Source organism: Streptomyces sp. NPDC043685 (assembly GCF_056436585.1).
This window is the reverse complement of the sequence record NZ_JBWKCH010000004.1, coordinates 361,127-383,973: the sequence shown is the minus strand read 5'-3', so window position 1 is coordinate 383,973 and position 22,847 is coordinate 361,127. Positions and strand designations below refer to the sequence as shown.

Sequence of the window (22,847 nt, the reverse complement as noted above, 5' to 3'; positions counted from 1 at the left end):
CCCTCAGACGTCGTGCGAACGGCGTGCGCAGTCAGCGTACAGAAACCAGGGATTGCGCACACTGTTCCGCTGTGCGTACAGTGTGCGCACCGAAGGAACGGTGTTCGCAGGAGGGGAAAGAGGACATGGACGCTCGCCATCCACGGCGCTGGTGGATCCTGATCGTGCTGTGCCTGAGCACGCTGGTGCTGGTCGTCGACAACATGGCACTGACGGTCGCGGTGCCCGCCCTGACCGAGGACCTCGGGGCGAGCGCCCAGGAGACGCAGTGGATCCTCGACTCCTACGTCCTGGTCTTCGCCGGGCTGCTGCTCACCTCGGGAAGCCTCGGGGACCGGTTCGGGCGCCGGAGGGTGATGCTGATCGGGCTGCTGCTGTTCGGGGCGGCCTGTCTGGGGGCAGTCTTCTGCGCCACGCCCGGTGAGCTGATCGCGGTGCGGATCGCGATGGGCGTGGGCGGGGCGCTGATCATGCCGTCGACGCTGTCGATCCTGATCACCGTCTTCGACGAGAGCGAGCGGCCCAAGGCGATGGCCGCGTGGGGCTCGGTGTCGATGCTCGGGCTGGTCGGCAGCCCGGTGCTGGGCGGCGTGCTGATCGACCACTTCGCCTGGCAGGCGATCTTCCTGATCAACGTGCCGATCGTCGGGCTCGCGCTGCTGGCCGGTGTGCTGCTGATGCCGGAGTCGAAGGCGCCCTGGCAGAAGCCGGACCCGCTGGGCGCGGTGCTGTCGGCGGTGGGCATGACGGCCCTGGTCTGGTGGATCATCGAGATCCCGCAGCACGGCGCGTTCGCGGACCGTTCCCTCCTCGTCCTGGCCGGCGCGGTGGTGGCACTGACCGGTTTCGTGGTCTGGCAGAACGTCACCAGCGCACCGATGGTCCCGCTGGCCCTCTTCCGGCACCGCGACTTCAGCGGTGGCTCGCTCTCCTTGGCCCTGGTCCAGATCGGCAACGCCGGGCTTCTGCTGGTGCTGACCCAGTACCTCCAGTTCGTGCTCGGCTGGTCCGCGGTCAAGGCGGGCCTGGCCTTCCTGCCGCTGGCCGTGGCGGCGCTGGCCGGCAACGCGGCCGGGGCGCAGCTCGCCGTCAAGGCGGGCAACCGGTTCGTCATCCTCGGCGGGATGCTGCTGATGGCCCTCTCCTTCGGGCTGCTGACCACGCTCACCGCCGACAGCGGCTTCACCGTCCCGGCCGTGGCGCTCGGCGTCCTGGGCCTGGGTGCCGGTCTGGCCATGCCGGCCGCGGTGGCCGCGCTGATGGGCACCATCCCGGCGGACAAGGCGGGCGTCGGCTCGGCGCTCAACGACACCATCCAGCAGTCCGGCACCGCCCTCGGCATCGCGATCCTCGGCTCCCTGCTCTCCAGTGGCTACGCCGACGAGATGCCGGCCGGCGCCCCCGGGCAGGCCCGGGAGTCCATCGGCGGGGCCCTCACGGCCGCCGGTGGCGACGCGGGCCTGGTGCGGGCGGCCCGGGAGGCCTTCACCGCGTCGATGTCGACGACCTTCACGATCAGCGCGATCGGTGTCCTGGCCGCGGCGCTCGTCGCCACGCTGGTGATGCGCGACCGCACGGCCGAGCGGGCCGGTGCCCGCGGCGAAGAGGCCGGCGGCGAGAAGTCCGGCAGCGAGGAGCGTGAACTGGCCGCCTGAGGCCCGGGGCCCGCAGGCCGTCACCCCCGGCGAGGGGGTGACGGCCTTTCGCCGTGCCGGTCTCCCGTGGTTCGCTGCGCCGTCCCCGGGTCGGGAATGCCTTCCCGGTTTTCGCTGTTCGGGGTGGCAGAAAGTTCAACGCTCAACTAAACTGGGCGTACACGAGGAGGAACCGACATGCCTGCAGTGACCGTCGAGAACCCGTTGACGCTGCCCCGCGTGACCGCGTCTGCCGATGCCGTGGCACGTCCCGTGCTGGCCGTCACGACCGCTCCGAGCGGTTTCGAGGGCGAGGGCTTCCCGGTGCGCCGGGCGTTCGCGGGGATCAACTACCGCCATCTCGACCCGTTCATCATGATGGACCAGATGGGCGAGGTGGAGTACGCGCCGGGCGAGCCCAAGGGCACCCCCTGGCACCCGCACCGCGGCTTCGAGACCGTCACGTACATCATCGACGGCATCTTCGACCACCAGGACTCCAACGGCGGTGGCGGCACCATCACCGACGGGGACACCCAGTGGATGACCGCGGGCTCGGGCCTGCTGCACATCGAGGCCCCGCCCGAGCATCTCGTCGTGTCCGGCGGGCTCTTCCACGGCCTCCAGCTGTGGGTGAACCTCCCGGCCAAGGACAAGATGATGGCCCCGCGCTACCAGGACATCCGGGGCGGCTCGGTCCAGCTGCTCAGCACCCCCGACGGCGGCGCGCTGCTGCGGGTCATCGCCGGTGAGCTGGACGGGCACCAGGGGCCGGGCATCACGCACACGCCGATCACGATGATCCACGCGACGGTGGCTCCGGGTGCGGAGCTGACCCTGCCGTGGCGCGAGGACTTCAACGGCCTGGCGTACGTCATGGCCGGCCGCGGCAGCGTCGGCACCGAGCGCCGCCCGGTCCACATGGGCCAGACGGCCGTCTTCGGCGCGGGCTCCGCGCTGACCGTCCGCGCGGACGAGAAGCAGGACTCCCACACCCCGGACCTCGAGGTGGTCCTGCTCGGCGGACAGCCCATCCGCGAGCCCATGGCCCACTACGGCCCGTTCGTCATGAACACCAAGGACGAGCTCATGCAGGCCTTCGAGGACTTCCAGAAGGGCCGTCTGGGCACGGTGCCCGCGGTGCACGGCATGACCGCGAGCGGCCCGCAGGACTGACGCGGCACCCCGGGGCTGACGCCCTGTCACCCTGGCGGGCCGTCCTGACGGGACGGCCCGCCGGGTGCGTGGTCGGGTGGAGGGGTGCAGGACACCCAGCAGGCCCCGCTCCTCCCCGGCCCCGTCCGGCGTCTCGCCGCCTGGTGCGCCGTACTGCTGCTCGCCGCCGGGGTCGTCTACGTCGGGATCCGTCTGGTCGCGGAGTTCCGGACCGCCGTCGTGCCCGTGCTGCTCGCGCTGCTCGGGACGGCGCTGCTGCGGCCCCTGCACGGGCGGCTGGTGAAGGCCGGGGTGCACCGGTCCGTCGCGGCCGGGCTCACCTGTGTCGCGGTGGTCGCCGTGGTCGGCGGGGCCGTGTACATCGTGGTCGCCGCACTCATCGACACCGGTGACGAGATCGTCGCCTCGCTGAAGCAGGCCGCCCGCGGGGTCTCCGACCACTTCGGCGCGGCCGGCACCTCGCTGGACGACGTCGCCTCCAACGCCCGCGAGCTGCTCGGCAAGTTCGGCGGTACGGCCGCCTCCGGCGTGATCAGCGGCGTCAGCGTGGTCGGCGAGACCATCGCCATGGCCGTACTGGCGCTGCTGCTGGTCTTCTTCTTCCTGCGCGACTCCGACAAGGCCGCCGCCACGCTGCGGTCCCTGGCGCCCCGCGGGTCGGCCGACACCCTGGAGGCCATGGCGCGGCGGGCCCTGCGGGCCGTGGAGGGGTTCATGCGCGGCACCACCTTCATCGCCCTGATCGACGCGCTCTGCATCACCGTGGGGCTGCTCGTCCTCGACGTGCCGGGCGCGGCGGGCCTGGGCGCGCTGGTCTTCGTCGGGGCGTACATCCCCTACCTCGGCGCCTTCCTCTCGGGAGCCGTGGCCGTGCTGGTCGCGCTCGCCGACCGGGGGTTCGTCATCGCGCTGTGGGCGCTCGGTGTGGTGCTGGCGGTGCAGGTGCTGGAAGGGCACGTGCTCCAGCCGATGATCCAGAGCAGGACCGTGCAGATGCACCCGGCGGTGGTCATGGTGGCGATCACGGCCGGGGCGTCCGTCGCCGGCGTCCTCGGCATGCTCCTCGCCGTGCCCCTGACCGCCGCCGCGTTCGGCGTCGTCCAGGAACTGCGCCTGCGCTACGGCGACCAGGAGCCGTCCCCCGAGCCGTCCGGCGACTCGTAGAGCTCGAACCAGATGCTCTTGCCCTCGCCGCGCGGCTCGACCCCCCAGGCGTGCGCGAGCAGCTCGATGAGCACCAGGCCGCGTCCGGAGGAGGCCAGCTCCCCGGGGCTGCGCTTGTGCGGCAGGTCGTCCCCCGCGTCCGCGACCTCGATCCGCAGCCGCCGCTCACCCACCCCGCCCATGATCTCGGCGACCAGCAGCGCGTCGGAGTCGGTGTGCACGAGGACGTTCGTCAGCAGCTCGGACAGCAGCAGCACCGCCGAGTCGACCTGGTCAGGCGAGGTCCAGTCGTGCAGCAGCTCGCGCATCTGCTGCCGGGCGGCCGCCACCCGCTCGGGCTCGGCCTGCGCCACGGTCAGCACCGAACGGCGCACCGCAGGCCGTACGGTCATCGAGTCGCCGCACCCGCAGCCGTCACCGTCCCGGCTCAGCAGCAGCATCGCGATGTCGTCCTCGCGGCGGTCCGCCAGCGGGCCGGTGGTGTGGTGCGAGGACGGCCCGTGCACGGCCTGCACCAGGGCGTCGGCGAGTTCCTCCAGATCACCCTTGTGGTCCTCCAGGATCACGCGCAGCCGCCGCCAGCCGGTGTCCAGGTCGTGGCCGCCGGTCTCGATCAGGCCGTCCGTGCAGAGCAGCATCGTCTCGCCCGGCTCCAGCGCGAGCCGGGTCGTGGGGTAGTCGGCGTCCGGATCGATGCCCAGCGGCAGACCGCCCGACGTCGGCCGGGTCAGCACCGTGCCGTCGGCCAGCCGGATCGCCGGGTCCGGGTGTCCGGCGCGGGCGATGTCCAGCACCCCCGTCGCCGGGTCGACCTCGACGTACACGCAGGTCGCGAAGCGCGGGTCGGAGGGGTCCTCGTCGCTGATGCCGTGCAGGAAGCGCGAGGCCCGCGAGAGCACCGCGTCCGGGCGGTGGCCCTCCGAGGCGTAGGCCCGCAGGGCGATCCGCAGCTGCCCCATCAGGCCGGCGGCCCGGACGTCATGGCCCTGGACGTCGCCGATGACCAGCGCGAACCGCCCGCTGGGCAGGGGGATCACGTCGTACCAGTCGCCGCCCACCTGGAGTCCGCCGCCGGTGGGGACGTAGCGGGCGGCCACGCTCATGCCCGGGATGCGCTGTGGGCCCAGTCTCGGCAGCATCGTGCGCTGGAGTCCGTCGGTCAGGGCCCGCTCGCTCTCGGCCACTCCCGCCCGGGTCAGGGCCTGCGCCAGCATCCGCGCCACCGTCGCCAGCACGGACCGCTCGTCCGGGGTGAACGCCACCGGGTAGGTGAAGGCCGCCATCCACGCGCCCATCGTGCGCCCGGCCACGATCAGCGGCAGGAACGCCCAGGAGCGGCGCCCGAAGCGCTCGGCGAGCGGCCAGGTCAGCGGATAGCGGGCCTTGTACTGCTCGGCGGAGGACAGATAGACGGCCCGGCCCGTGCGCACCACCTCAGCGGCCGGATAGTCCGTGTCCAGCGGCATCTCCGAGAAGGGGCTCTCGGTGCCCCGCTGCTGCCCGTGGTGGCCGATGACCGTCAGGCGGTCGCCCGAGACCCCGAACACCGCCAGTCCGTCCGGTGAGAACCCGGGCATCGACAGATTCGCCGTGACCCGCAGGACCTCCTGGGTGGAGCGCGCCTCGGCCAGCGCCCGGCCCGCGTCGAGCAGGAACGCCTCCCGCGAGCGCCGCCAGTCCCCGGTGACCGCGCTGCGCCCGGCCGGGGTCCCCGGCGTCGGCTCGGTGACCTCCTGGAGCGTGCCGATCAGCCGGTACGCCTTGCGGGCCCGGTCGAAGGACGGCTTGGAACGGCTGCGGACGACCCGGACGATATGGCCTTGCTCGTCCATGATCCGGATGCGGACCTCGGCGAGGGTGCCCTCGGCCACGGCCAGCTGGATCACGCCGGTGATCTCGTTCCAGTCCACCGGGTGCAGCCGGGCCCGGGCCTGGGCCTCCGTGAGGCTGACCGGTTCGGCGGGCAGCCCGAGCAGCCGGGCCGCCTCGGCGTCGACCGTGACCAGCCCGGTGGCGGTGTCCCAGTGCCACAGGCCGGTCGCGAGGGCGGCAAGGGCCTCCCCCACGGCGGGCAGAGGCTCGCCAGTGCGCATTGCCCCACTGTAAGAAGACGCGATCGAACGCTGCCACCGATAGCGGACGTCTGCCGGAACGACGGCCCTCGGGTGCTCGATCCATAACTGTGGAGAGCCGATCTACGCCTGCCCGGTACGCTGGGGACCAGTTTCACGTGAAACACAGACCCCGATCAGCGAAGACTGGATGAACGACGATGCATCGGTACAGGTCCCACACCTGCGGCGAGCTCCGCTCCTCTGACGTCGGCAGCGACGTCCGGCTGAGTGGCTGGCTGCACAATCGGCGCGACCTGGGCGGCATCCTCTTCATCGATCTGCGCGATCACTACGGCATCACGCAGCTCGTGGCCCGTCCCGGCACCCCCGCCTACGAGGCCCTCGACAAGCTGTCCAAGGAGTCGACCGTCCGGGTCGACGGCAAGGTCGTCTCCCGGGGCGCCGAGAACATCAACCCGGAGCTGCCGACCGGTGAGGTCGAGGTCGAGGTCGGCGAGGTCGAGCTGCTGGGCGCCGCCCAGCCGCTGCCCTTCACCATCAACACCGAGGACGGGGTCAACGAGGAGCGGCGCCTGGAGTACCGCTTCCTGGACCTGCGCCGCGAGCGCATGCACAAGAACATCATGCTGCGGTCGTCGGTGATCGCCTCGATCCGCTCGAAGATGGTCGCCCTCGGCTTCAACGAGATGGCGACGCCGATCCTGTCCGCGACCTCCCCCGAGGGCGCCCGCGACTTCGTCGTCCCGTCCCGCCTGAACCCGGGCAAGTTCTACGCCCTGCCGCAGGCGCCGCAGCAGTTCAAGCAGCTGCTGATGATCTCCGGCTTCGACCGCTACTTCCAGATCGCGCCCTGCTTCCGTGACGAGGACGCGCGCGCCGACCGCTCGCCGGGCGAGTTCTACCAGCTCGACGTCGAGATGAGCTTCGTCGAGCAGGAGGATGTCTTCCAGCCGATCGAGAAGCTCATGACCGAGCTGTTCGAGGAGTTCGGCAACGGCCGTCACGTCACGTCCCCCTTCCCCCGGATCCCGTTCCGTGAGGCGATGCTGAAGTACGGCTCCGACAAGCCGGACCTGCGCGCTCAGCTGGAGCTCGTCGACATCACCGATGTCTTCGAGGGCTCGGAGTTCAAGGCGTTCGCCGGCAAGCACGTGCGGGCCCTTGCGGTGCCGGACGTCTCCGCCCAGCCCCGCAAGTTCTTCGACCAGCTCGGCGACTACGCCGTCTCCCAGGGCGCCAAGGGCCTGGCCTGGGTGCGGGTGGCCGAGGACGGCTCGCTGTCCGGTCCGATCGCGAAGTTCCTCACCGAGGAGAACGTCGCCGAGCTGACGAAGCGCCTGTCGCTCGCGGCTGGCCACGCCGTGTTCTTCGGCGCGGGCGAGTTCGACGAGGTCTCGAAGATCATGGGCGCGGTCCGTGTCGAGGCCGCCAAGCGCGCCGGGCACTTCGAGGAGAACGTCTTCCGGTTCTGCTGGATCGTCGACTTCCCGATGTACGAGAAGGACGAGGAGACCGGCGCGATCGACTTCTCGCACAACCCGTTCTCCATGCCGCAGGGCGGTCTGGAGGCCCTGGAGACGCAGGACCCGCTGGACATCCTGGGCTGGCAGTACGACATCGTCTGCAACGGCGTCGAGCTGTCCTCCGGCGCGATCCGGAACCACGAGCCGGAGATCATGCTCAAGGCCTTCGAGATCGCCGGGTACGACCGTGAGACCGTCGAGGAGAAGTTCGCGGGCATGCTGCGCGCCTTCCGCTTCGGCGCCCCGCCGCACGGCGGCATCGCCCCGGGTGTCGACCGCATCGTCATGCTGCTGGCCGACGAGCCCAACATCCGCGAGACCATCGCCTTCCCGCTCAACGGCAACGCCCAGGACCTGATGATGGGTGCGCCGACGGAGCTGGAGGAGGCGCGGCTGAAGGAGCTGCACCTGTCGGTGCGCAAGCCGCAGCCGAAGTAGGCGACCTTGCGGCAATGGCCCGGAACCGACGCCGGTTCCGGGCCATCGTCGTACCCAGGGCCTTCACCCAGCCCAGCCCGGGCCCGCCCGCGGCGTCAGGCCGCCAGCGCTTCGCGGAGCGTCGAGGGCTTGAGGCCGAAGGTGTCGCGGATATCGCTGTCGTCCACGAGGAACGGACGCTCGGTCATGTAGCTCATCTCGGCGAACTCCCGCCACAGTGGATCGGTGAAGGACAGCAGCGTCACATCCCGTTCGGTGAGCGGTTCCAACCGGGGTTCGGGCGCTCCGTGGAGTTCGGCGAGGGCGGTCGCGGCCTGGCGCAGGGTCGTGGTGATGACCGGGGCGTTCCAGGCCCGTCCCCAGGCTCGCTCGTCACCGCTGACCGCCACCAGCGCCGTCGCGACGTCCTCGGTATACGAAAACGAATGCGCCGCATCGGGATTGCCATGGACGAGAGCCAGTTCCCCCTCGCGGACCCGGGGCGCGACCAGCAGGGTGAACGCTGAGACTGCGCCTGGGCCCAGGTACTGGCCGGCTCGCACTTCGGTGACCCGCAGCCGCCCTTCGTCATGGGCATCCTTGGCCTGCCGCCACAGCTCGGCTCTCACCCGGCCCTTGCGGGTGTGCGGGGTCATCGGGGTTCGCTCGGTGACCGGCCCGGTGGTCCGCTGATAGCCGTAGTGGTTGCCGAGCATCACGTAGTCGGCCCCGGCCCGCTCGGTCGCGGCGAGGATCGAAGCGAACAACGGCGGCATGGTCTCCGGCCACGTCTGGTAGGCGGTCATGGCGGCGTTGAAGACCGTGGTCGCTCCGGCCAGTGCCTCGGCCAGTTCGTCAGTGCGGCCCGCGTCCAGGGCGATCCGTTCGATGCCGGGGTGGTCAGGGCCACTGCCACTGCGGGTGATGAGGCGGACCCGCTTGCCGCTGTCGGCCAGTTGCCTTGCGGTCGCGATCCCGGTCGCGCCTGCTCCGATGACGACTGATTCAGCCATGACGTGGTCTCCGCTTCCTCGAAGATGGAACGCTTCCCTGGAGTGGGAAACGTGGTTCGCGGGGGCCCGCCGCTCGGCCAACTCTGCTGTGTCGACGCGGTGTAGGGTCAGTGGCCTGAAAGCCACGAGATCCAAGGATCTGGCCATGCATCGTGTTGCCGTCCTGGCCGTGCCTGCGGTCAAGCCCTTCGACCTGTCCATGCCGTCGACGCTGCTCGGCGCCGCCGAACTGGACGGACTCCCCGGCTATGAGGTGACCGTGTGCACCGCCAGGCCCGGTACCGTCGCCGCCTCCGGTGGCATCGAGGTGGTGATCCGGCACGGCCTTGAGGCGGTCGCGGCGGCGGACACGGTGATCGTCCCCTCGACCGCCAGCCGGCACGATGCCGAGCCGGCCGCACTGGACGCCTTGCGGGAGGCGGTCGCCGCGGGCAAACGCGTTGCCTCGATCTGCAGCGGCGCCTTCGTCCTCGCCCAGGCCGGGCTCCTCGACGGCCGTGCCGCCACCACCCACTGGGCCCTGGCCGAGGAACTGCGGCGCGCCTTCCCTTCGGTGCGCGTGGACGCCGACCGGCTGTTCGCCGAGGACGGACCGATCGTCACCGGTGCGGGCTCGGCCGCCGGGATCGACCTGTGCCTGCATCTGATCAGCTCCGACTACGGCGCGGCCGTGGCCAACGCGGCGGCTCGCGCCGCCGTCGTCACCCCGGTGCGCCACGGCGGGCAAGCGCAGTTCGTGCGGACCCCACTGCCGGCCAGGACCGACTCCCCGTTGGACACGGCCCGCATCTGGGCACTGCAACATCTGGACCAGCCGATCTCCCTGCACGACCTCGCCGGCCAGGCCAAGGTCAGTGTGCGGACCCTGACCCGCCGCTTCACCACCGAGACCGGTGTGACCCCGTTCCAATGGCTGCTCCAGCAGCGACTGCTGCGGGCCCGCGAGCTGCTGGAGACCACCGATCTCACCGTCGACCATGTGGCCGGCCGCAGCGGCCTCGGCTCCGGTGAGTCGCTCCGCCAGCACCTGAGCCGCCAGATCGGCATGACCCCGGCCGCCTACCGCAGCGCCTTCACCCACCGTCGGAGCGCGAAGACCGGCCAGTGAACGAACGCGACTCGCCCTCGACCAGGACACGACGGGGAGCATGAACGGGGGCTGTACACGCTGTCGGCGGCGTCGGTGCCGGCGGTGGCCGGGGTGGCGTTCGTACGGCACACGGGCCGGGGCGCGCGGACGCGTCCCGGCGAGGAGAGGGCGACGGTGGGCGAGCCGGTCGCGGGAGAGGCCCGCTGACCCGACCGGCTCAGGCCCGGTGTTCCCGTGCGCCGGTCACCCTTCGGTGAACAGTTCCTCCGCGGAGGCGGCTGTCAGGGAGCGGTCGAACCAGCGGGTGAGGGTGTCGAGGTCGGTGCAGGACGTGATGCGGTCGCGGGCTTCCTCGGGGAGGTCGATGCCGCGCTTGTCGAGCACGCGGAGAATGGACTCGACTGTGCCCTCGGCTTTGCCTTCAGCCTTGCCCTCGGCTTTGCCTTCGGCCTTGCCTTCGAGGTACGTCTCCTCGAAGAGCGTCCCCCTGCCCGGGAAGTAAGTGGCGACCATCTTCTCCAGCTCTCTCCAGGTGCGGAACGTTCCCCGTGTGCGGTGGGCTACCTTGCGACGAACTGGGTCAGGATCGCCTGGACCTCGTAGATGTCGACGCCCTTGGTGAAGGTTTTCTCGATGGGGGTCGGGGTGCCGGAGATCCAGATCTTCAGTTCGGCGTCGAGGTCGAAGGTGCCGGCCGTCTCCACCGCGAAGTGGGTGATGCTGCGGTAGGGGACCGAGTGGTACTCGACCTTCTTGCCGGTGATGCCCTGCTTGTCGATCAGGATGAGGCGGCGGTCGGTGAAGAGGATGGTGTCGCGGATCAGCAGGAACGCGGCGTGGACCTGCTCGCCGTGGCCGAGGAGGCGGGCGTAGTCCTGCTGGGCGGACTGCGGGTTCACGGTGTGTGCGTTGCCGAAGAGTGCCATCGGTGTTCCCCCCATGTGGTTGGCCAGGTGCCTCGGTCATCCTATGAACAGGGGTTCCCGGAGGCGACGAGCCCGGGGACGAGTCGTTCCGCGAACGCGTCCGCCCCCAGGAGGAGATTCCCCTAGGGTCGGACGCGGAACGGGCGTTACGCCGGCTCGCCGCCGAAGCGCTCCTTGTACGACTCCAGGTCCTCGTCCGTGAGCTTGGCGAACAGGACCGGCGGGATGGTGAAGGGGGTGCCGGCCGGGACGGCGGTGAGGGAGCGTGCCTCGTCCGCGGTGACCCACAGCGCGGTGTCGTTCTCCAGGGAGAACGCCTCACGCATCTTCTTCGCCGACGTCGGGATGAACGGCTCGGAGACCACGGCGTAGAGGTGGATCAGGTTCATCGCCGTACGCAGGGTGAGCGCGGCGCCCTCGGGGTTGGTCTTGATCTCCAGCCAGGGGGCCTTCTCCTCCAGGTAGGAGTTGCCCGCCGACCACAGGGCGCGCAGCGCGGCCGCCGCCTTGCGGAACTGGATGGCCTCCATCTGGGACTCGTACTCCGCGAGCAGCCGGGCGATCTCCTCGCCGAGCTTCGCCTCCGCCTCGCCCGGCTCGGCGCCCGCCGGGACCTCGTCACCGAAGCGCTTACGGGAGAACGACAGGACGCGGTTGACGAAGTTGCCGAGGGTGTCGGCCAGGTCCTTGTTCACCGTGGCGGTGAAGTGCTCCCAGGTGAACGACGAGTCGTCCGACTCCGGGGCGTTCGCCATCATGAAGTAGCGCCAGTAGTCGGCGGGCAGGATGTCGAGGGCGTCGTGCGTGAAGACGCCCCGGCGCTGGGACGTGGAGAACTTGCCGCCGTAGTAGTTCAGCCAGTTGAAGGCCTTGATGACGTCGACCTTCTTCCACGGGGCGCGGGTGCCCAGCAGGGTCGCCGGGAACATCACGCTGTGGAAGGGGACGTTGTCCTTGCCCATGAACTGCGTGTAGTGGACGTTCGCGTCCGACTCCCACCACCAGGAGCGCCAGTCACGGTTCTCCGGGTCCTGGTCCGCCCACTCCTTCGTCGCGCCGATGTACTCGATCGGGGCGTCGAACCAGACGTAGAAGACCTTGCCCTCGGCGGCGAGGTCCGGCCAGGTGTCGGCGGGTACGGGGACGCCCCAGTCCAGGTCACGGGTGATCGCCCGGTCGTGCAGGCCCTCCGTTAGCCACTTGCGGGCGATGGAGGACGCGAGGACGGGCCAGTTGTCGGCGCGCTCGTCGACCCACGCCTCCACCTCGCCGGCGAGCGCCGACTGGAGGAGGAACAGGTGCTTGGTCTCGCGGATCTCCAGGTCGCTGCTGCCGCTGATCGCGGAGCGGGGGTCGATCAGGTCGGTCGGGTCCAGGACGCGCGTGCAGTTCTCGCACTGGTCACCGCGGGCCTTGTCGTAGCCGCAGTGCGGGCAGGTGCCGATGATGTAGCGGTCGGGCAGGAAGCGGCCGTCGGCGTTCGAGTACACCTGGCGGATCGCGCGCTCCTCGATGAAGCCGTTCGCCTTCAGCTCGCGGGCGATCTCCTGCGTGATCTCGTGGTTCTGCGGGGAGGAGCTGCGGCCGAAGTAGTCGAAGGCCAGGTTGAAGCCGTCGTAGATCGCCTTCTGCTGGTGATGCGCCTCCGTGCAGAACGCGTCCACGGGCACGCCCTGCTCCTTGGCGGCGAGCTCCGCGGGGGTGCCGTGCTCGTCCGTCGCGCAGATGTAGAGGACCTCGTGGCCTCGCTGGCGCAGATAGCGGGAGTACACGTCCGCCGGGAGCATGGACCCCACCATGTTGCCCAGGTGCTTGATCCCGTTGATGTACGGAAGGGCGCTGGTGATGAGGTGTCGAGCCATCGCGGGCTGCTCCCAAGTCGCTACGTGGGGTGACGATCTCGTGGTCGCGGTCGTCTACGGAACCTTGAAATCGTAGCTGACACGGGTACGCCGCCCGCCTCCCCTTTTACGGGGTGGGAAGCGGGCGGCGTCGCGGGCAGCGACCGGCTACGGGCGCCAGTTCGCCAGGATGCCCTCGTAGAGCTCCTTGTCCGTGAGCTCGCGGGGGGTCTCACCGGCGAGGAAGTGGGACGTGTTCGGGGTCTTGAGCTTGCGGAGGTAGTCGAAGGCCTTGTTCTCCGGGTCTCCGAAAGCGACGAAGGAGAAGAAGACACTCGGGTGGGTCTTGGCGGCGTCGGTGAGGGCCTGGGTGGCGGGGGTCTTCGCGTCCGGGGCGCCGTCGGTCTGGAAGACCACGAGGGCGGGGGTGCCGGGGCCCGCCGCGGTCTTGTCGTGGTGGGCGAGGACCGCCTCCACCGCGGCGTGGTAGCTGGTGCGGCCCATGCGGCCGAGGCCCGCGTGCAGGTCGTCGATCTTGTTCTCGTGCTCGGAGAGGGTGATCTCGCCGGTGCCGTCGAGTTCGGTCGAGAAGAAGACGACCGGGACGGTGGCCTCGGGGTCGAGGTGGGCCGCGAGCGCGAGGGTCTGCTCGGCGAGGGCCTGGGCGGAGCCGTCCTTGTAGTACGGGCGCATGGAGGCGGAGCGGTCGAGGACGAGGTAGACCTTGGCGCGGGTGCCGGTGAGGTCGTTCTTCTCGAGGGTGGTGGCGGCGGCCTTGTAGGCGGTGGTGAGGCCGGGGGCGTGCTTCTTGAGGGCGGTCAGGGGGAGGGCGGGTTCGGCCTCGCCTGCGGTCTCGCCTGCGGCTTCGGCCGTGTCCTTCTTCCCACCCGCACCACCCGTGCCGCTTTCGTCGCCGGGTGCGGGTGGCCCCTGCGGGGCGGTGTCGCCGTCGGCGGCCGCGGGTTCGGGGGCCTTCTCGGACTTCGTCCCCTGATCGGCCTTGGCCGCGGGCGCGGACTTCGACTTGGCCTTCGAAGCGGGCTTGGCGTCGGCCTTCGGCGCGGCCTCGGGCTTGGCCTCCGGCTCGGGCTTGGCCTCAGGCTCGGGCTTGGCCTTGGTCTCGGTCTTCGGCGCGGCCTCGGGCTCGGGCTCGGTCTTGGCCTCGGTCTTCGGCGCGGCCTTCCGTGTGGCCTTGGGCTCGGCCTTCGGCTTCGCGTCGGCTGCCGGCTCGGGCTCGGCCGCCGGCTCGGGCTTCGGCTCTGCGGGCGTCTCGGGCGTCGGCTCGGGCTTGGCCTCCGCCGCCTTCGCCGGTGCGTCGGACCCGGCCTTCGCCTTCGCGTTCTTCTTTGCCGCGGGCTCGGACTGTGCCTCGTCCGCGGGACTGCCCTCAGGCTTCTCCGGCGTCGTCGGCTCCGTCTTCTCGACCGTCGCCGGGGCGGCTGCGGTCGGCTTCTCCGCCGTGGCCTCGTCCGCCACCGCCTGCTCCTCGGCGACCGGCGTCTTCGCCGGAGCGCCCTCCGCATCCGCGGCCTTGTCCGCCACGGCCGACTCCGGCTCCACGCCAGCAGCCGCCTCCGCGACAACCGCCGGTTCCTCGTCCGCAGTCGCCTTCTCGGCAGCCGCCGGCTCGGTCACAGCCTCGGGCTTCTCGGCGACCGTCGGCTCGGCGTCAGCCCCGGGCTCCTCGGCAACCGCCGGTTCCTCGTCAGCAACAGCCTTCTCAGCAGCCGCCGACTCCTCGGCAACCGCCGTCCCCTCAGCAGCCGCAGGCTCCTCGGCAGCCGCAGCCTCCTCAACCCCCGCCGATTCCGCCGCAGAACCCGGCTCCCCGTCCGTCGAGCGTGTCGGCCTCGGGACCGTCACACGGTCGAAGGCCGCCGAGACGAGGTCGTGTTCTCCGGCGTCCGATGTGCGGGGCTCGGGGACGTTGGCCGAAGGCGTGGGCTTCGGTTCCGGAGAGGGGGAGGGGACCTTCGGGTCCCCGGCGGGGGGTGAGGCCGGTGCGGCGGTGGCGTCGTGGCCGGTGTCCGCGCTGGTCAGGCCCTCGGTCCCGCCGGTCTCGCCGGCGGTCGCCGTACGTGCCGCATCCTCCGCCTCGGCGGTTTGTGTCTTGCGGGATCGTCCGAACGCGTTCCGCAACCGAGTGAGAATGCCCATGTGCGCGCAACCCTTCGCGTGAGTTGAAGCCCGTCAATCCCTGGCCAGGACGGACACGTAAGGTTAGCGGCCCTCCTGTGTGATCTTGGGCAGGGTCTGTTGTCCCAGGCCCACTCTGTCAAGAGCGCATCCGGCCGGTGCAGGTGTCGCCGGGCTGAATCGCCGCAACCCCCGTACGGCAGCCACGGGTTCATTCGTTGTTCACCCGGGCGCCCGGCTACCGCACGTATGTGCCCCTACGGTCACGCTGACACCAAGGGCATTTCAGGGGAGAGTAAAGTGCGCAAGCTGCTGCCGTTGATCGGAACTCCGTCCGGTTCGCACCCCGGCGGCCGGTCCGCCATGACCTGTCGTTTCCGATGTGGTGACGCCTGCTTCCACGAGGTGCCCAACACCAGCTCCAACGCGTACGTCGGTGACGTGATCGCCGGTGCGCTCAGCCGCCGTTCGATGATGCGCGCCGCGGCCGTGGTGACCGTGGCCGCCGCCGGGGCGGGTGCCGCGAGTGTCACCGGGGCCGCTCCGGCCGCCGCCGTCTCCGAGGCCGCCCGGCGCAAGAGCAAGGGCGCGCGCGGCCTGCGCTTCGCGCCCGTCGCGCCCAACACCACCGACGCCGTGACCGTCCCGGAGGGGTACCGGCAGAACGTCGTCATCCGCTGGGGCGAGCCCATCCTGCGCGGTGCGCCCGCCTTCGACCCGGAGAAGCAGACCGCGAAGGCGCAGGCGGGGCAGTTCGGGTACAACTGCGACTTCCTCGCCCTGCTGCCGTTGCCCGGGGAGCGCGACCGGCAGCTGCTCGTCGCCAACCACGAGTACACCGACGAGATCCTGATGTTCCGCGGGTACGACTCCGCCAATCCGACCCGCGAGCAGGCCGAGATCGCCTGGGCCGCGCACGGGCTGTCCGCCGTCGTGGTGGAGGAGGACCGCAGGAGCGGGAAGCTCACCGCCGTCCCCCGGCACCGGCTGAACCGGCGGGTCACCGCCACCACCGAGTTCCGGCTGACCGGCCCCGTCGCCGGGTCCGCGCTCGTCAGGACCTCCGCCGACCCGGCCGGCACCAAGGTGCTCGGCACCCTCAACAACTGCTCGGGCGGTGTCACCCCGTGGGGCACGACCCTGCACGGCGAGGAGAACTTCAACCAGTACTTCGCCAACGGCGGCCGGGCGACCGACAAGCGGTACGGGATCGGCACCGGGGCGACCGAGCGCAAGTGGGAGCGGTTCGACAAGCGGTTCGACGTCGCCCAGGAGCCGAACGAGGTGCACCGGTTCGGGTACGTGGTGGAGTTCGATCCGTACGACCCCTCCTCCACGCCCCGCAAGCACACCGCTCTCGGACGGTTCAAGCACGAGGCCGCCACCGTGCGGCTGACGCACGACGGCCGGCCGGTGGTGTACTCCGGCGACGACGAGCGGTTCGACTACTTCTACAAGTTCGTCAGCAGCAAGCGCATGCGGCACGGCTCGTCCCGGGCCGTCCGCGAGCACAACCTCTCGCTGCTCGACGAGGGCACGCTGTACGTCGCCAGGCTCACCGGCGACTCCCCGGCCATCGAGATCGACGGTACGGGCAAGCTGCCGAAGGACGGCGAGTTCGACGGGAGCGGGCAGTGGATCCCGCTCGCCACCGCCACCGCCGAGGGCGCCGTCTCGCACGTGGACGGGATGAGCGCCGAGGAGGTGTTCGTCTTCACGCGGCTCGCCGGTGACAAGGTCGGCGCCACCAAGATGGACCGGCCCGAGGACATCGAGCCCAACCCGGTGACCGGCAAGGTCTACGTCGCCCTGACCAACAACAGCAACCGCGGTGTGGGCGGCAACGCCAAGGCGGACGAGGCCAATCCGCGCAACGCCAACAAGCACGGGCACGTGCTGGAGCTCACCGAGCGCTGGAACCGGCCCGAGAGCACCCGGTTCGCCTGGTCGCTGTTCCTGGTGGCCGGTGATCCGGAGGACCCGGCGACCTATTTCGCCGGGTTCCCGAAGGACGCCGTCAGCCAGATCTCCTGCCCGGACAACCTGGCCTTCGACCCCCACGGCAACCTGTGGATCTCCACCGACGGCTCCCAGCTCGGCTCGCACGACGGCCTGTTCGGGGTGGCGACCCGGGGTGAGCGGCGCGGTGAGCTCAAGCAGTTCCTGACCGTGCCCAAGGGCGCCGAGACCTGTGGCCCGATCATCCAGGACCGGCGTGTGCTGGTGGCCGTGCAGCACCCGGGCGAGGTCGACGGCGCGTCCGTGGAGAAGCCCGCCAGCACCTGGCCCGACGGGCCCGGGACGTATGTCCGCCCGGCCGTGGTGGCCGTGTGGCGTGCCGACGGGCGTGACATCGGCGTCTGAGCCGGCCGGCGAGGGGGAGGCGACAGGAGCGACGCGGGCCGGGTCAGGGAAGGGCCGGGCTCGGCGGTCTGAGGGGGCCGCCGGGGGCCGGCCGTTCCCGGCGGTGCCACTCCCGGTAGGCCGGTGCCTGCCGCGCCACCTCCCCGTACGCCTCCTCCAGCGCGGGGTAGACGCCGTCCAGGTCGGTCTGAGTGCGGGCCGCGGCGAGCAGCCGTACGCCGAGCGGGTCGCCCTTGATGCGGCGGACCGCCATGTCGGGGCGGGGGGTGCGGGTCGGCTGGCAGACGGTGACGACCTCACCGGTCGCGACCAGGGCGTCGGCCGTGTGGTAGTCGCCGTGCAGGACGTGTGGGCTGACGCGTGCGGCGCGGAACATCCGCTGCACGGCGTCCCATTCGCCGTCGACCGTGGGGTCGATCATCCAGCGGTCGCCGGCCAGGTCGGCCAGGTCGACCTCCTGTTTCACGGCCGCCGGATGGTCGACAGGCAGCGACACGCACTGGGGTTCGCGCTCGACCAGGACGCGCAGCCGGAGCTCGGCGGGGATGCGCAGCGGGCTGCCCTCGACCTCGTGCACGAAGGCGACGTCGAGCTGGCCGTCGGCGACCATGCGGAGCAGGGCGTTGGGCGAGACGTTCATGTGGAGGCTGGGGTTCTGGCCCCGGGCGCGCAGCCGGCGCAGCCAGCCCGCCAGGGCCTTGCTCGCCGTCGAGCCGATGCGGAGCTCGGTGCCGCCGGCGGCCGCCGCCCTCGCCTCGGTGACCAGCAGGTGCAGGTCGGCCATCAGCGGGCGGGCCCGGCTCAGGACCAGGCGGCCCAGCGGGGTGGGGCGGCAGCCGGTGTGCGAGCGCACGAACAGCGGCCCGCCCAGTTCCTGCTCGATACGGCGCAGTTGGGTGACGCCTCGACCGACGGCCACGGCAGCGGCTACATCTTCCTGGACTACCGGCAGAACCAGCAGTACGACTCCACCCGGGTCACCGCCCACGAGACGGGTCACGTCCTGGGTCTGCCCGACCACTACACGGGTCCGTGCAGTGAGCTGATGTCGGGCGGTGGTCCCGGCCCGTCCTGCACCAACGCCTACCCGAACTCGACCGAGCGGTCCCGGGTCAACCGGCTGTGGGTCAACGGCCTGGCGGCGGCGATGGACAAGGCCCTGGAGAAGTCGGCCCGCTGAGACACCCCCACGCGGATACGGCCGTCCCGCTGCCGGGGGCGGCCGTATCCGTGTGCGCGCACCGGGTCCCGGTCTCAGCGTCCCGCGTGCAGCGTGAGGTCCGTGACGACCGCGCGGTGGTCGGTGTCGGCCAGGTCCAGGATGCGGGTGCGGCTCGCCGCGAACTCCCGTGACACCAGGACGTGGTCGATCTGCGCGCCGAGCGTGGGGGCCGTCCGGGCCGGCCAGGTGACCGTGCGGTCGGCGCCGTCCAGGCGGGAGGCGTCGCGCAGGCCGGTGTCGAGGATGCGGCGGAAGGCGGCGTGGTCCTGGGAGGCGTTGAAGTCGCCGGCCAGGACGAGGGGCGTGCCGGGGTCGGCGGCGGCCGCGTCGCGCAGGGCGCCGAGCTCCCGGCGCCAGAGGTCCACCCGGCCGGGCAGCGGGGGCATGGGGTGGGCGAGTTGCAGCCGTACGGCGTGCCCGTCCACGTCGGCGACCGCGCCGGGCATGCCCATCGTGCCGCGCACGCCCTCGGTGGGCCGGAGCGGGAAGCGGCTGAGGATGACGGAGCCCTCGGAACCGCCGCCCTCCACCGCCCGGCGGTGAGGGTAGGACGCGGAGAGGTCCCGCTTCAGCAGCGCGTCGCACTCCTGGTCGCACTCCTCCACGAAGACCACGTCCGGCCTCTCGCGGCGGACGGCGGTGACGAGCGAGGCGGTGCCCTGGCCGAACTCGACGTTGGAGGTCAGCACGCGCAGGTCGGCGACCGGGCGGCCCGAGGGGTCGTCGGCCTTGCCGTACGGCTCGATGTACCACGCCAGCGCGGCCAGCAGGACCACGCCCCACACCGTCCCGGACCACCGGCGGGACAGCAGGGTGAGCAGCAGGCCCGCGCCGGTGGGCACGAGCAGCCAGGGGAGGAAGGCGAGGAGCTGCGGCACGGGGGTGATGCCGTCGCTGTCGGCGGCCCGGAAGCCGACCACCACGCTCACCGAGGCGAACAGCAGACCGGCGCACCAGGCGCCGAGCCGCCGTCCGGGTGGACGGTGCTCGCGTCCGTCGTCCCGTGCGGTCCACTCGGCAGCGGCGGTGTCCAAGGCCCGGCCTTCCGTTCGCGGGGTGGGGTCCCCGAATCCTCCCTCAAGGACGGGGTGGGGCGGGGGAAGGTTGCCGGGCGTCAACCCGGTCCAGGAATTCCTCCAGGGCCCGGTCGAACACCTCCGGGCGTTCCAGGTTCGGCAGGTGGGCGGCGCCCTCGACGATGTGCAGCTCCGCGTCCGGCAGGGCCGCGTGCATGGCCAGGGCGTCGGAGACGGGCGTGAAGGTGTCGTCGGCGCCCACCACGACCAGGGCCGGGACGGAGACGCGGGGCAGCAGGGTGTCGAAGCCGGGCCGCCGGGCCCGGGCGCGCAGGGCCGCCGCGGCACCCTCGGGGGAGGTGGCCGTCATCATGCCGTGGACGTGCGCCTTGACCTCGGCGGACGCGTACGGGGCGACCATCCGCTCCAGGACCTCGTCGGCGTAGCCGCGCATGCCTTCGGCGAGGAGGCGGTCCGCCATGGCGTCCCGGGTGCGTACGCCTTCGGGGGTCTCCGCGGACGGGAAGGTGTCGGCGAGGACCAGGCCGCGGACGCGCTCGGGGAAGAGGCGGTAGCAGTCCATGACGATCTGGCCCCCCATGGACAGGCCCGCGAGGACGAACGACCGCACTTTCAGCTCGTCCAGCAGGGCCTCGATGTCCCGGGCGAAGGCGGAGAAGTCCGTGACGGCCGGGGCCGTCGGGGAGGCGCCGTAGCCGCGCAGGTCGGGGGCGATGACGCGGCGGGTACCCGGGAACCGGTCGAGCTGCGGGGCCCACATGGTGCGGTCGAAGGGGTGGCCGTGGACGAGGACCAGGGGTACCCGGTGGGTATCGGATCCTTTGTCCTCGTATGCGAGGAAGGGTGCCATGGCGTCGACCCTAGGCCGCTCAACTACTCGGTGCAATAAGATCTTTGCTCTCGGTGCAATCCAAGGGGGTCCGGCCGATGAGTGACTACCGGCGTATCGCCGACCGCATCGCCGACGACATCGCCACCGGGCGGCTGCGCCCGGGCCAACGACTGCCGACCCAGCGGGCGTTCGCGCGCCGCAGGGGCGTCGCCCCCTCGACGGCCGGGCGGGTGTACGGCGAACTGGTGCGGCGCGGGCTGGTCGTCGGGGAGGTCGGGCGCGGCACCTTCGTACGGGCCGCCCCGGTGACGGGGCAGGCGGGCCGGACGCTCACCGAGCCCGGCCCGGGCGCAGCTCCCGTCAACCTGGAGCTCAACTACCCCTGCGCGCCCGGCCAGTCGGAGCTTCTCGCGCCCGTGCTCGCGCCGCTGCTGCGCCCCGACGTGCTGGCCGAGGCGCTGTTACCGGCGGCGGCCACCGGCACCGAGGCCGCCCGGCAGGCCGCGGCCGCTCTGCTCACCACCCCGGGCTGGCGTCCGGCCCCCGAGCGGCTGCTGTTCACGGGCAACGCCCGGCAGGCCATCGCCGCCGTGCTGGCCTCCCTGGTCCGGCCGGGCGGCCGGGTCGGGGTGGAGCAGCTGACGTATCCGCTGGTCAAGCAGATCGCGGCGCGCCTCGGCATCACGCTGGTGCCGCTGGCCGGGGACGCGGCCGGGCTGCTTCCGGAGGCCGTCGCCGCGGCGCACCGCTCGGCGCCGCTGTCCGCCCTGTACGTGCAGCCGACGCTGCACAACCCGACCTCCCTGACGACGGGCCGGCCGCGACTGCTGCAACTCGCCCAGCTGGTCCACGACCTGAACCTGCCCGTGGTGGAGGACCGCATCTGGTCGTTCCTGCGGGAGCCCGGCGATCCGCTCGCCGTGCACGCCCCGGCCCTCACCCACGTCGTCGACGGGCTCTCCAAGCGGGTCGCCCCGGGGCTCACCGCCGGATTCCTCGTGGTGCCGCCGCACCGGGCGGCCGCCGTGGCCGCCGCCGTGCGCTCGGGCGGCTGGAACGCGGGACGGTTCGCGCTGGAGGCGGCCGTGCGGTGGGCCGCGGAGGGGACGGTGGCGCGGCTGGTCGAGGCCAAGCGGGCGGACGCGGTACGGCGGCAGCGGATCCTCGCCGAGGAACTCCCGGGCTTCACCGTCCGGTCCGACCCGGGTGCCTACTTCGCCTGGTGGGAGCTGCCCGCCCCGTGGCGCGCCGACACCTTCACGGCCGCCGCCGCGGCGCACGGCATCGCCGTCACGCCCGGCCCGGACTTCGCCGTCGCCCCGGGGCACACGCCCGACGCCGTCAGGCTCGGGCTCGCGTCGGCTCCGGAGCCGGATCTGCGACGGGCCCTGCGGACCCTCGCGCGGCTCGCCGCGCGGCGAGCCGGGGAGACCACCGGCCCGTGATCCAGGCACCGGCCGCCACCGCCAGGCCCAGCGCGCACAGCAGCCAGGACACCGTGCGCAGGGTGGCGGTGAGGGCGTCGTAGACCGCGCCCGCCGCGGGGCGGTGGAGCGCGTCGGGAAGATCGGCGAGCGTGAGGCGGCGGCCGATCGCGACGGCCAGGACCAGCAGCGCGCCGCCCAGGGCCGTGCCCAGACCGAGGGCGGTCACCGCGCGGCGCCGGCACGCGGCGACGGCGATGGCGCAGACCGCGAGGACGGCGGTGGCGAGCGGCAGCCAGAAGGCGGCGGTGTCCAGCACGTGGTACCCCTTGCGCAGTCGGTCCAGGTCCTCGGCCGGCAGCACCGGGATCCGCGTGTGCGTGACCGGGATGCGGTGGGCGAAAGGGACGTGGTCGGCGGTGAGTTGCTGTTTGACGCGGGCGATGACGGGGGCCGGGTCGACGGTGACCGGCACCCCGTGGGCGCCGTCGTCGCGCAGGGCGCGCAGCACCGCGTCGTGCACCGCCCGGTTCGAGGCGTCCCAGGCCGCGCGATAGGCCTCGGTGCGGGTGAAGGAACGCGCCGCGTCGTGCACGAAGGGCCCGACGGCCTCGCGCGGCGGCCCGCTGCCCGTCAGATGCCCGGCCTCCCTCATGACACCGTCCCCGACGGCGTCGGCGACCGCGCGCCGCACGTCCGGGTCGGCGGACAGCGGCGCCATCGTACGGACGTAGCGGCCGGTGTCGGTCAGCCCGTGGGCGGCCCAGGACGCCAGCGCGCCGAAGGGCAGGAGCAGGCACGCCGCGGTGAGCAGAACGGCCGACAGGACGTTCCGGGATCGTGGGGGCGCCGTCGCGGGTGCGGGCGCCCGGTCGCGCCGGGACACCCTTCCAGGCAAGGCGCACCGGGCCCGGTCCGCGAGCGCTGCGACGGTGCCCGGCCGCCCGCCCGCCGGGTGGGACGGCGCCCCACC

Annotated in this window: 17 protein-coding genes and 1 pseudogene; 8 read left to right on the top strand and 10 right to left on the bottom strand. The window is 71.9% G+C overall.

The annotated features are described in order from the left end of the window. Positions 1-125: 125 nt before the first annotated feature. The 3 genes from AC0665_RS15225 (at position 126) to AC0665_RS15215 (ending at position 3,974) form a co-directional block, all read left to right on the top strand. A complete protein-coding gene (locus AC0665_RS15225) occupies positions 126-1,655 on the top strand; it encodes an MFS transporter (protein ID WP_478705149.1) in 1,530 nt (509 codons plus the stop codon). 177 nt (positions 1,656-1,832) lie between these two features. Further along, positions 1,833-2,810 carry a pirin family protein gene (locus AC0665_RS15220; protein WP_363117333.1) on the top strand — a complete coding sequence of 326 codons (978 nt, stop codon included), beginning with the start codon at positions 1,833-1,835 and terminating at the stop codon, positions 2,808-2,810. Positions 2,811-2,894: 84 nt separating this feature from the next. Then, complete coding sequence (locus AC0665_RS15215; protein ID WP_478603148.1) at positions 2,895-3,974, top strand: AI-2E family transporter; 1,080 nt, start codon at positions 2,895-2,897, stop codon at positions 3,972-3,974. On the opposite strand, the gene AC0665_RS15210 is transcribed toward AC0665_RS15215, so the two are convergent. After that, positions 3,929-6,067 (bottom strand): SpoIIE family protein phosphatase, encoded by a 2,139-nt coding sequence (locus AC0665_RS15210; protein WP_468408178.1) that lies wholly within the window; start codon positions 6,065-6,067, stop codon positions 3,929-3,931. The two genes, AC0665_RS15215 and AC0665_RS15210, sit on opposite strands and share 46 nt — an antisense overlap. Before the next feature lie 179 nt (positions 6,068-6,246). Here AC0665_RS15210 and aspS point away from each other — a divergent pair, with 179 nt between their 5' ends. Next, complete coding sequence (aspS, locus tag AC0665_RS15205; protein ID WP_468408180.1) at positions 6,247-8,010, top strand: aspartate--tRNA ligase; 1,764 nt, start codon at positions 6,247-6,249, stop codon at positions 8,008-8,010. 95 nt (positions 8,011-8,105) lie between these two features. Here aspS and AC0665_RS15200 read toward each other — a convergent pair whose 3' ends face one another. After that, on the bottom strand, positions 8,106-9,128 hold the full coding sequence (locus AC0665_RS15200) for an NAD-dependent epimerase/dehydratase family protein (RefSeq protein WP_478603670.1): 1,023 nt from the start codon (positions 9,126-9,128) through the stop codon (positions 8,106-8,108). A 19-nt stretch (positions 9,129-9,147) separates the two neighbouring features. On the opposite strand from AC0665_RS15200, the gene AC0665_RS15195 reads away from it, so the two are divergent. After that, the gene (locus AC0665_RS15195) at positions 9,148-10,110 is read left to right on the top strand and encodes a GlxA family transcriptional regulator (protein ID WP_478705148.1); all 963 of its coding nucleotides are present in this window, start codon (positions 9,148-9,150) and stop codon (positions 10,108-10,110) included. A gap of 225 nt (positions 10,111-10,335) precedes the next feature. Here the strand turns inward: AC0665_RS15195 and AC0665_RS15190 are convergent, their stop codons facing one another. From AC0665_RS15190 to AC0665_RS15175, 4 genes are all read right to left on the bottom strand, one after another. Then, positions 10,336-10,605, bottom strand: coding sequence for a hypothetical protein (locus AC0665_RS15190; protein WP_478705147.1), 270 nt, complete (start codon positions 10,603-10,605; stop codon positions 10,336-10,338). A 47-nt stretch (positions 10,606-10,652) separates the two neighbouring features. After that, the gene (locus AC0665_RS15185; protein ID WP_030846758.1) at positions 10,653-11,018 is read right to left on the bottom strand and encodes a PH domain-containing protein; all 366 of its coding nucleotides are present in this window, start codon (positions 11,016-11,018) and stop codon (positions 10,653-10,655) included. A gap of 146 nt (positions 11,019-11,164) precedes the next feature. After that, positions 11,165-12,880, bottom strand: coding sequence for a methionine--tRNA ligase (metG, locus tag AC0665_RS15180; protein ID WP_468634680.1), 1,716 nt, complete (start codon positions 12,878-12,880; stop codon positions 11,165-11,167). Between the two features lie 147 nt (positions 12,881-13,027). Continuing rightward, positions 13,028-15,016, bottom strand: coding sequence for a VWA domain-containing protein (locus AC0665_RS15175; RefSeq protein ID WP_478705146.1), 1,989 nt, complete (start codon positions 15,014-15,016; stop codon positions 13,028-13,030). A 279-nt stretch (positions 15,017-15,295) separates the two neighbouring features. Here AC0665_RS15175 and AC0665_RS15170 point away from each other — a divergent pair, with 279 nt between their 5' ends. After that, complete coding sequence (locus tag AC0665_RS15170) at positions 15,296-17,359, top strand: PhoX family protein (protein ID WP_478705145.1); 2,064 nt, start codon at positions 15,296-15,298, stop codon at positions 17,357-17,359. Between the two features lie 43 nt (positions 17,360-17,402). Here the strand turns inward: AC0665_RS15170 and AC0665_RS15165 are convergent, their stop codons facing one another. Further along, positions 17,403-18,278 carry a LysR family transcriptional regulator gene (locus AC0665_RS15165; RefSeq protein WP_478705144.1) on the bottom strand — a complete coding sequence of 292 codons (876 nt, stop codon included), beginning with the start codon at positions 18,276-18,278 and terminating at the stop codon, positions 17,403-17,405. On the opposite strand from AC0665_RS15165, the pseudogene AC0665_RS15160 reads away from it, so the two are divergent. After that, positions 18,261-18,539: pseudogene (locus AC0665_RS15160) on the top strand (snapalysin family zinc-dependent metalloprotease); the annotation flags it as partial. The gene AC0665_RS15165 and the pseudogene AC0665_RS15160 sit on opposite strands and share 18 nt — an antisense overlap. Positions 18,540-18,613: 74 nt before the next feature. Here the strand turns inward: AC0665_RS15160 and AC0665_RS15155 are convergent. Further along, positions 18,614-19,615 carry an endonuclease/exonuclease/phosphatase family protein gene (locus tag AC0665_RS15155; protein WP_468634689.1) on the bottom strand — a complete coding sequence of 334 codons (1,002 nt, stop codon included), beginning with the start codon at positions 19,613-19,615 and terminating at the stop codon, positions 18,614-18,616. A 43-nt stretch (positions 19,616-19,658) separates the two neighbouring features. After that, positions 19,659-20,468, bottom strand: a complete 810-nt coding sequence (locus AC0665_RS15150; RefSeq protein ID WP_468634691.1) for an alpha/beta fold hydrolase — start codon at positions 20,466-20,468, stop codon at positions 19,659-19,661. Between the two features lie 77 nt (positions 20,469-20,545). On the opposite strand from AC0665_RS15150, the gene AC0665_RS15145 reads away from it, so the two are divergent. Then, a complete protein-coding gene (locus tag AC0665_RS15145; RefSeq protein ID WP_478705143.1) occupies positions 20,546-21,895 on the top strand; it encodes an aminotransferase-like domain-containing protein in 1,350 nt (449 codons plus the stop codon). Here AC0665_RS15145 and AC0665_RS15140 read toward each other — a convergent pair. Continuing rightward, positions 21,792-22,760 (bottom strand): hypothetical protein, encoded by a 969-nt coding sequence (locus AC0665_RS15140; RefSeq protein WP_478705142.1) that lies wholly within the window; start codon positions 22,758-22,760, stop codon positions 21,792-21,794. The two genes, AC0665_RS15145 and AC0665_RS15140, sit on opposite strands and share 104 nt — an antisense overlap. Positions 22,761-22,847 lie beyond the last annotated feature (87 nt).

What these genes read in the sequence shown, in the direction of transcription:
- AC0665_RS15225 (WP_478705149.1), top strand. Translation starts at nt 126, where the DNA reads ATGGACGCTCGCCATCCACGGCGCTGGTGGATCCTGATCGTGCTGTGC.
- AC0665_RS15220 (WP_363117333.1), top strand. Translation starts at nt 1,833, where the DNA reads ATGCCTGCAGTGACCGTCGAGAACCCGTTGACGCTGCCCCGCGTGACC.
- AC0665_RS15210 (WP_468408178.1), bottom strand. Translation starts at nt 6,067, where the DNA reads ATGCGCACTGGCGAGCCTCTGCCCGCCGTGGGGGAGGCCCTTGCCGCC.
- aspS (WP_468408180.1), top strand. Translation starts at nt 6,247, where the DNA reads ATGCATCGGTACAGGTCCCACACCTGCGGCGAGCTCCGCTCCTCTGAC.
- AC0665_RS15195 (WP_478705148.1), top strand. Translation starts at nt 9,148, where the DNA reads ATGCATCGTGTTGCCGTCCTGGCCGTGCCTGCGGTCAAGCCCTTCGAC.
- AC0665_RS15190 (WP_478705147.1), bottom strand. Translation starts at nt 10,605, where the DNA reads ATGGTCGCCACTTACTTCCCGGGCAGGGGGACGCTCTTCGAGGAGACG.
- AC0665_RS15185 (WP_030846758.1), bottom strand. Translation starts at nt 11,018, where the DNA reads ATGGCACTCTTCGGCAACGCACACACCGTGAACCCGCAGTCCGCCCAG.
- metG (WP_468634680.1), bottom strand. Translation starts at nt 12,880, where the DNA reads ATGGCTCGACACCTCATCACCAGCGCCCTTCCGTACATCAACGGGATC.
- AC0665_RS15175 (WP_478705146.1), bottom strand. Translation starts at nt 15,016, where the DNA reads ATGGGCATTCTCACTCGGTTGCGGAACGCGTTCGGACGATCCCGCAAG.
- AC0665_RS15150 (WP_468634691.1), bottom strand. Translation starts at nt 20,468, where the DNA reads ATGGCACCCTTCCTCGCATACGAGGACAAAGGATCCGATACCCACCGG.
- AC0665_RS15145 (WP_478705143.1), top strand. Translation starts at nt 20,546, where the DNA reads ATGAGTGACTACCGGCGTATCGCCGACCGCATCGCCGACGACATCGCC.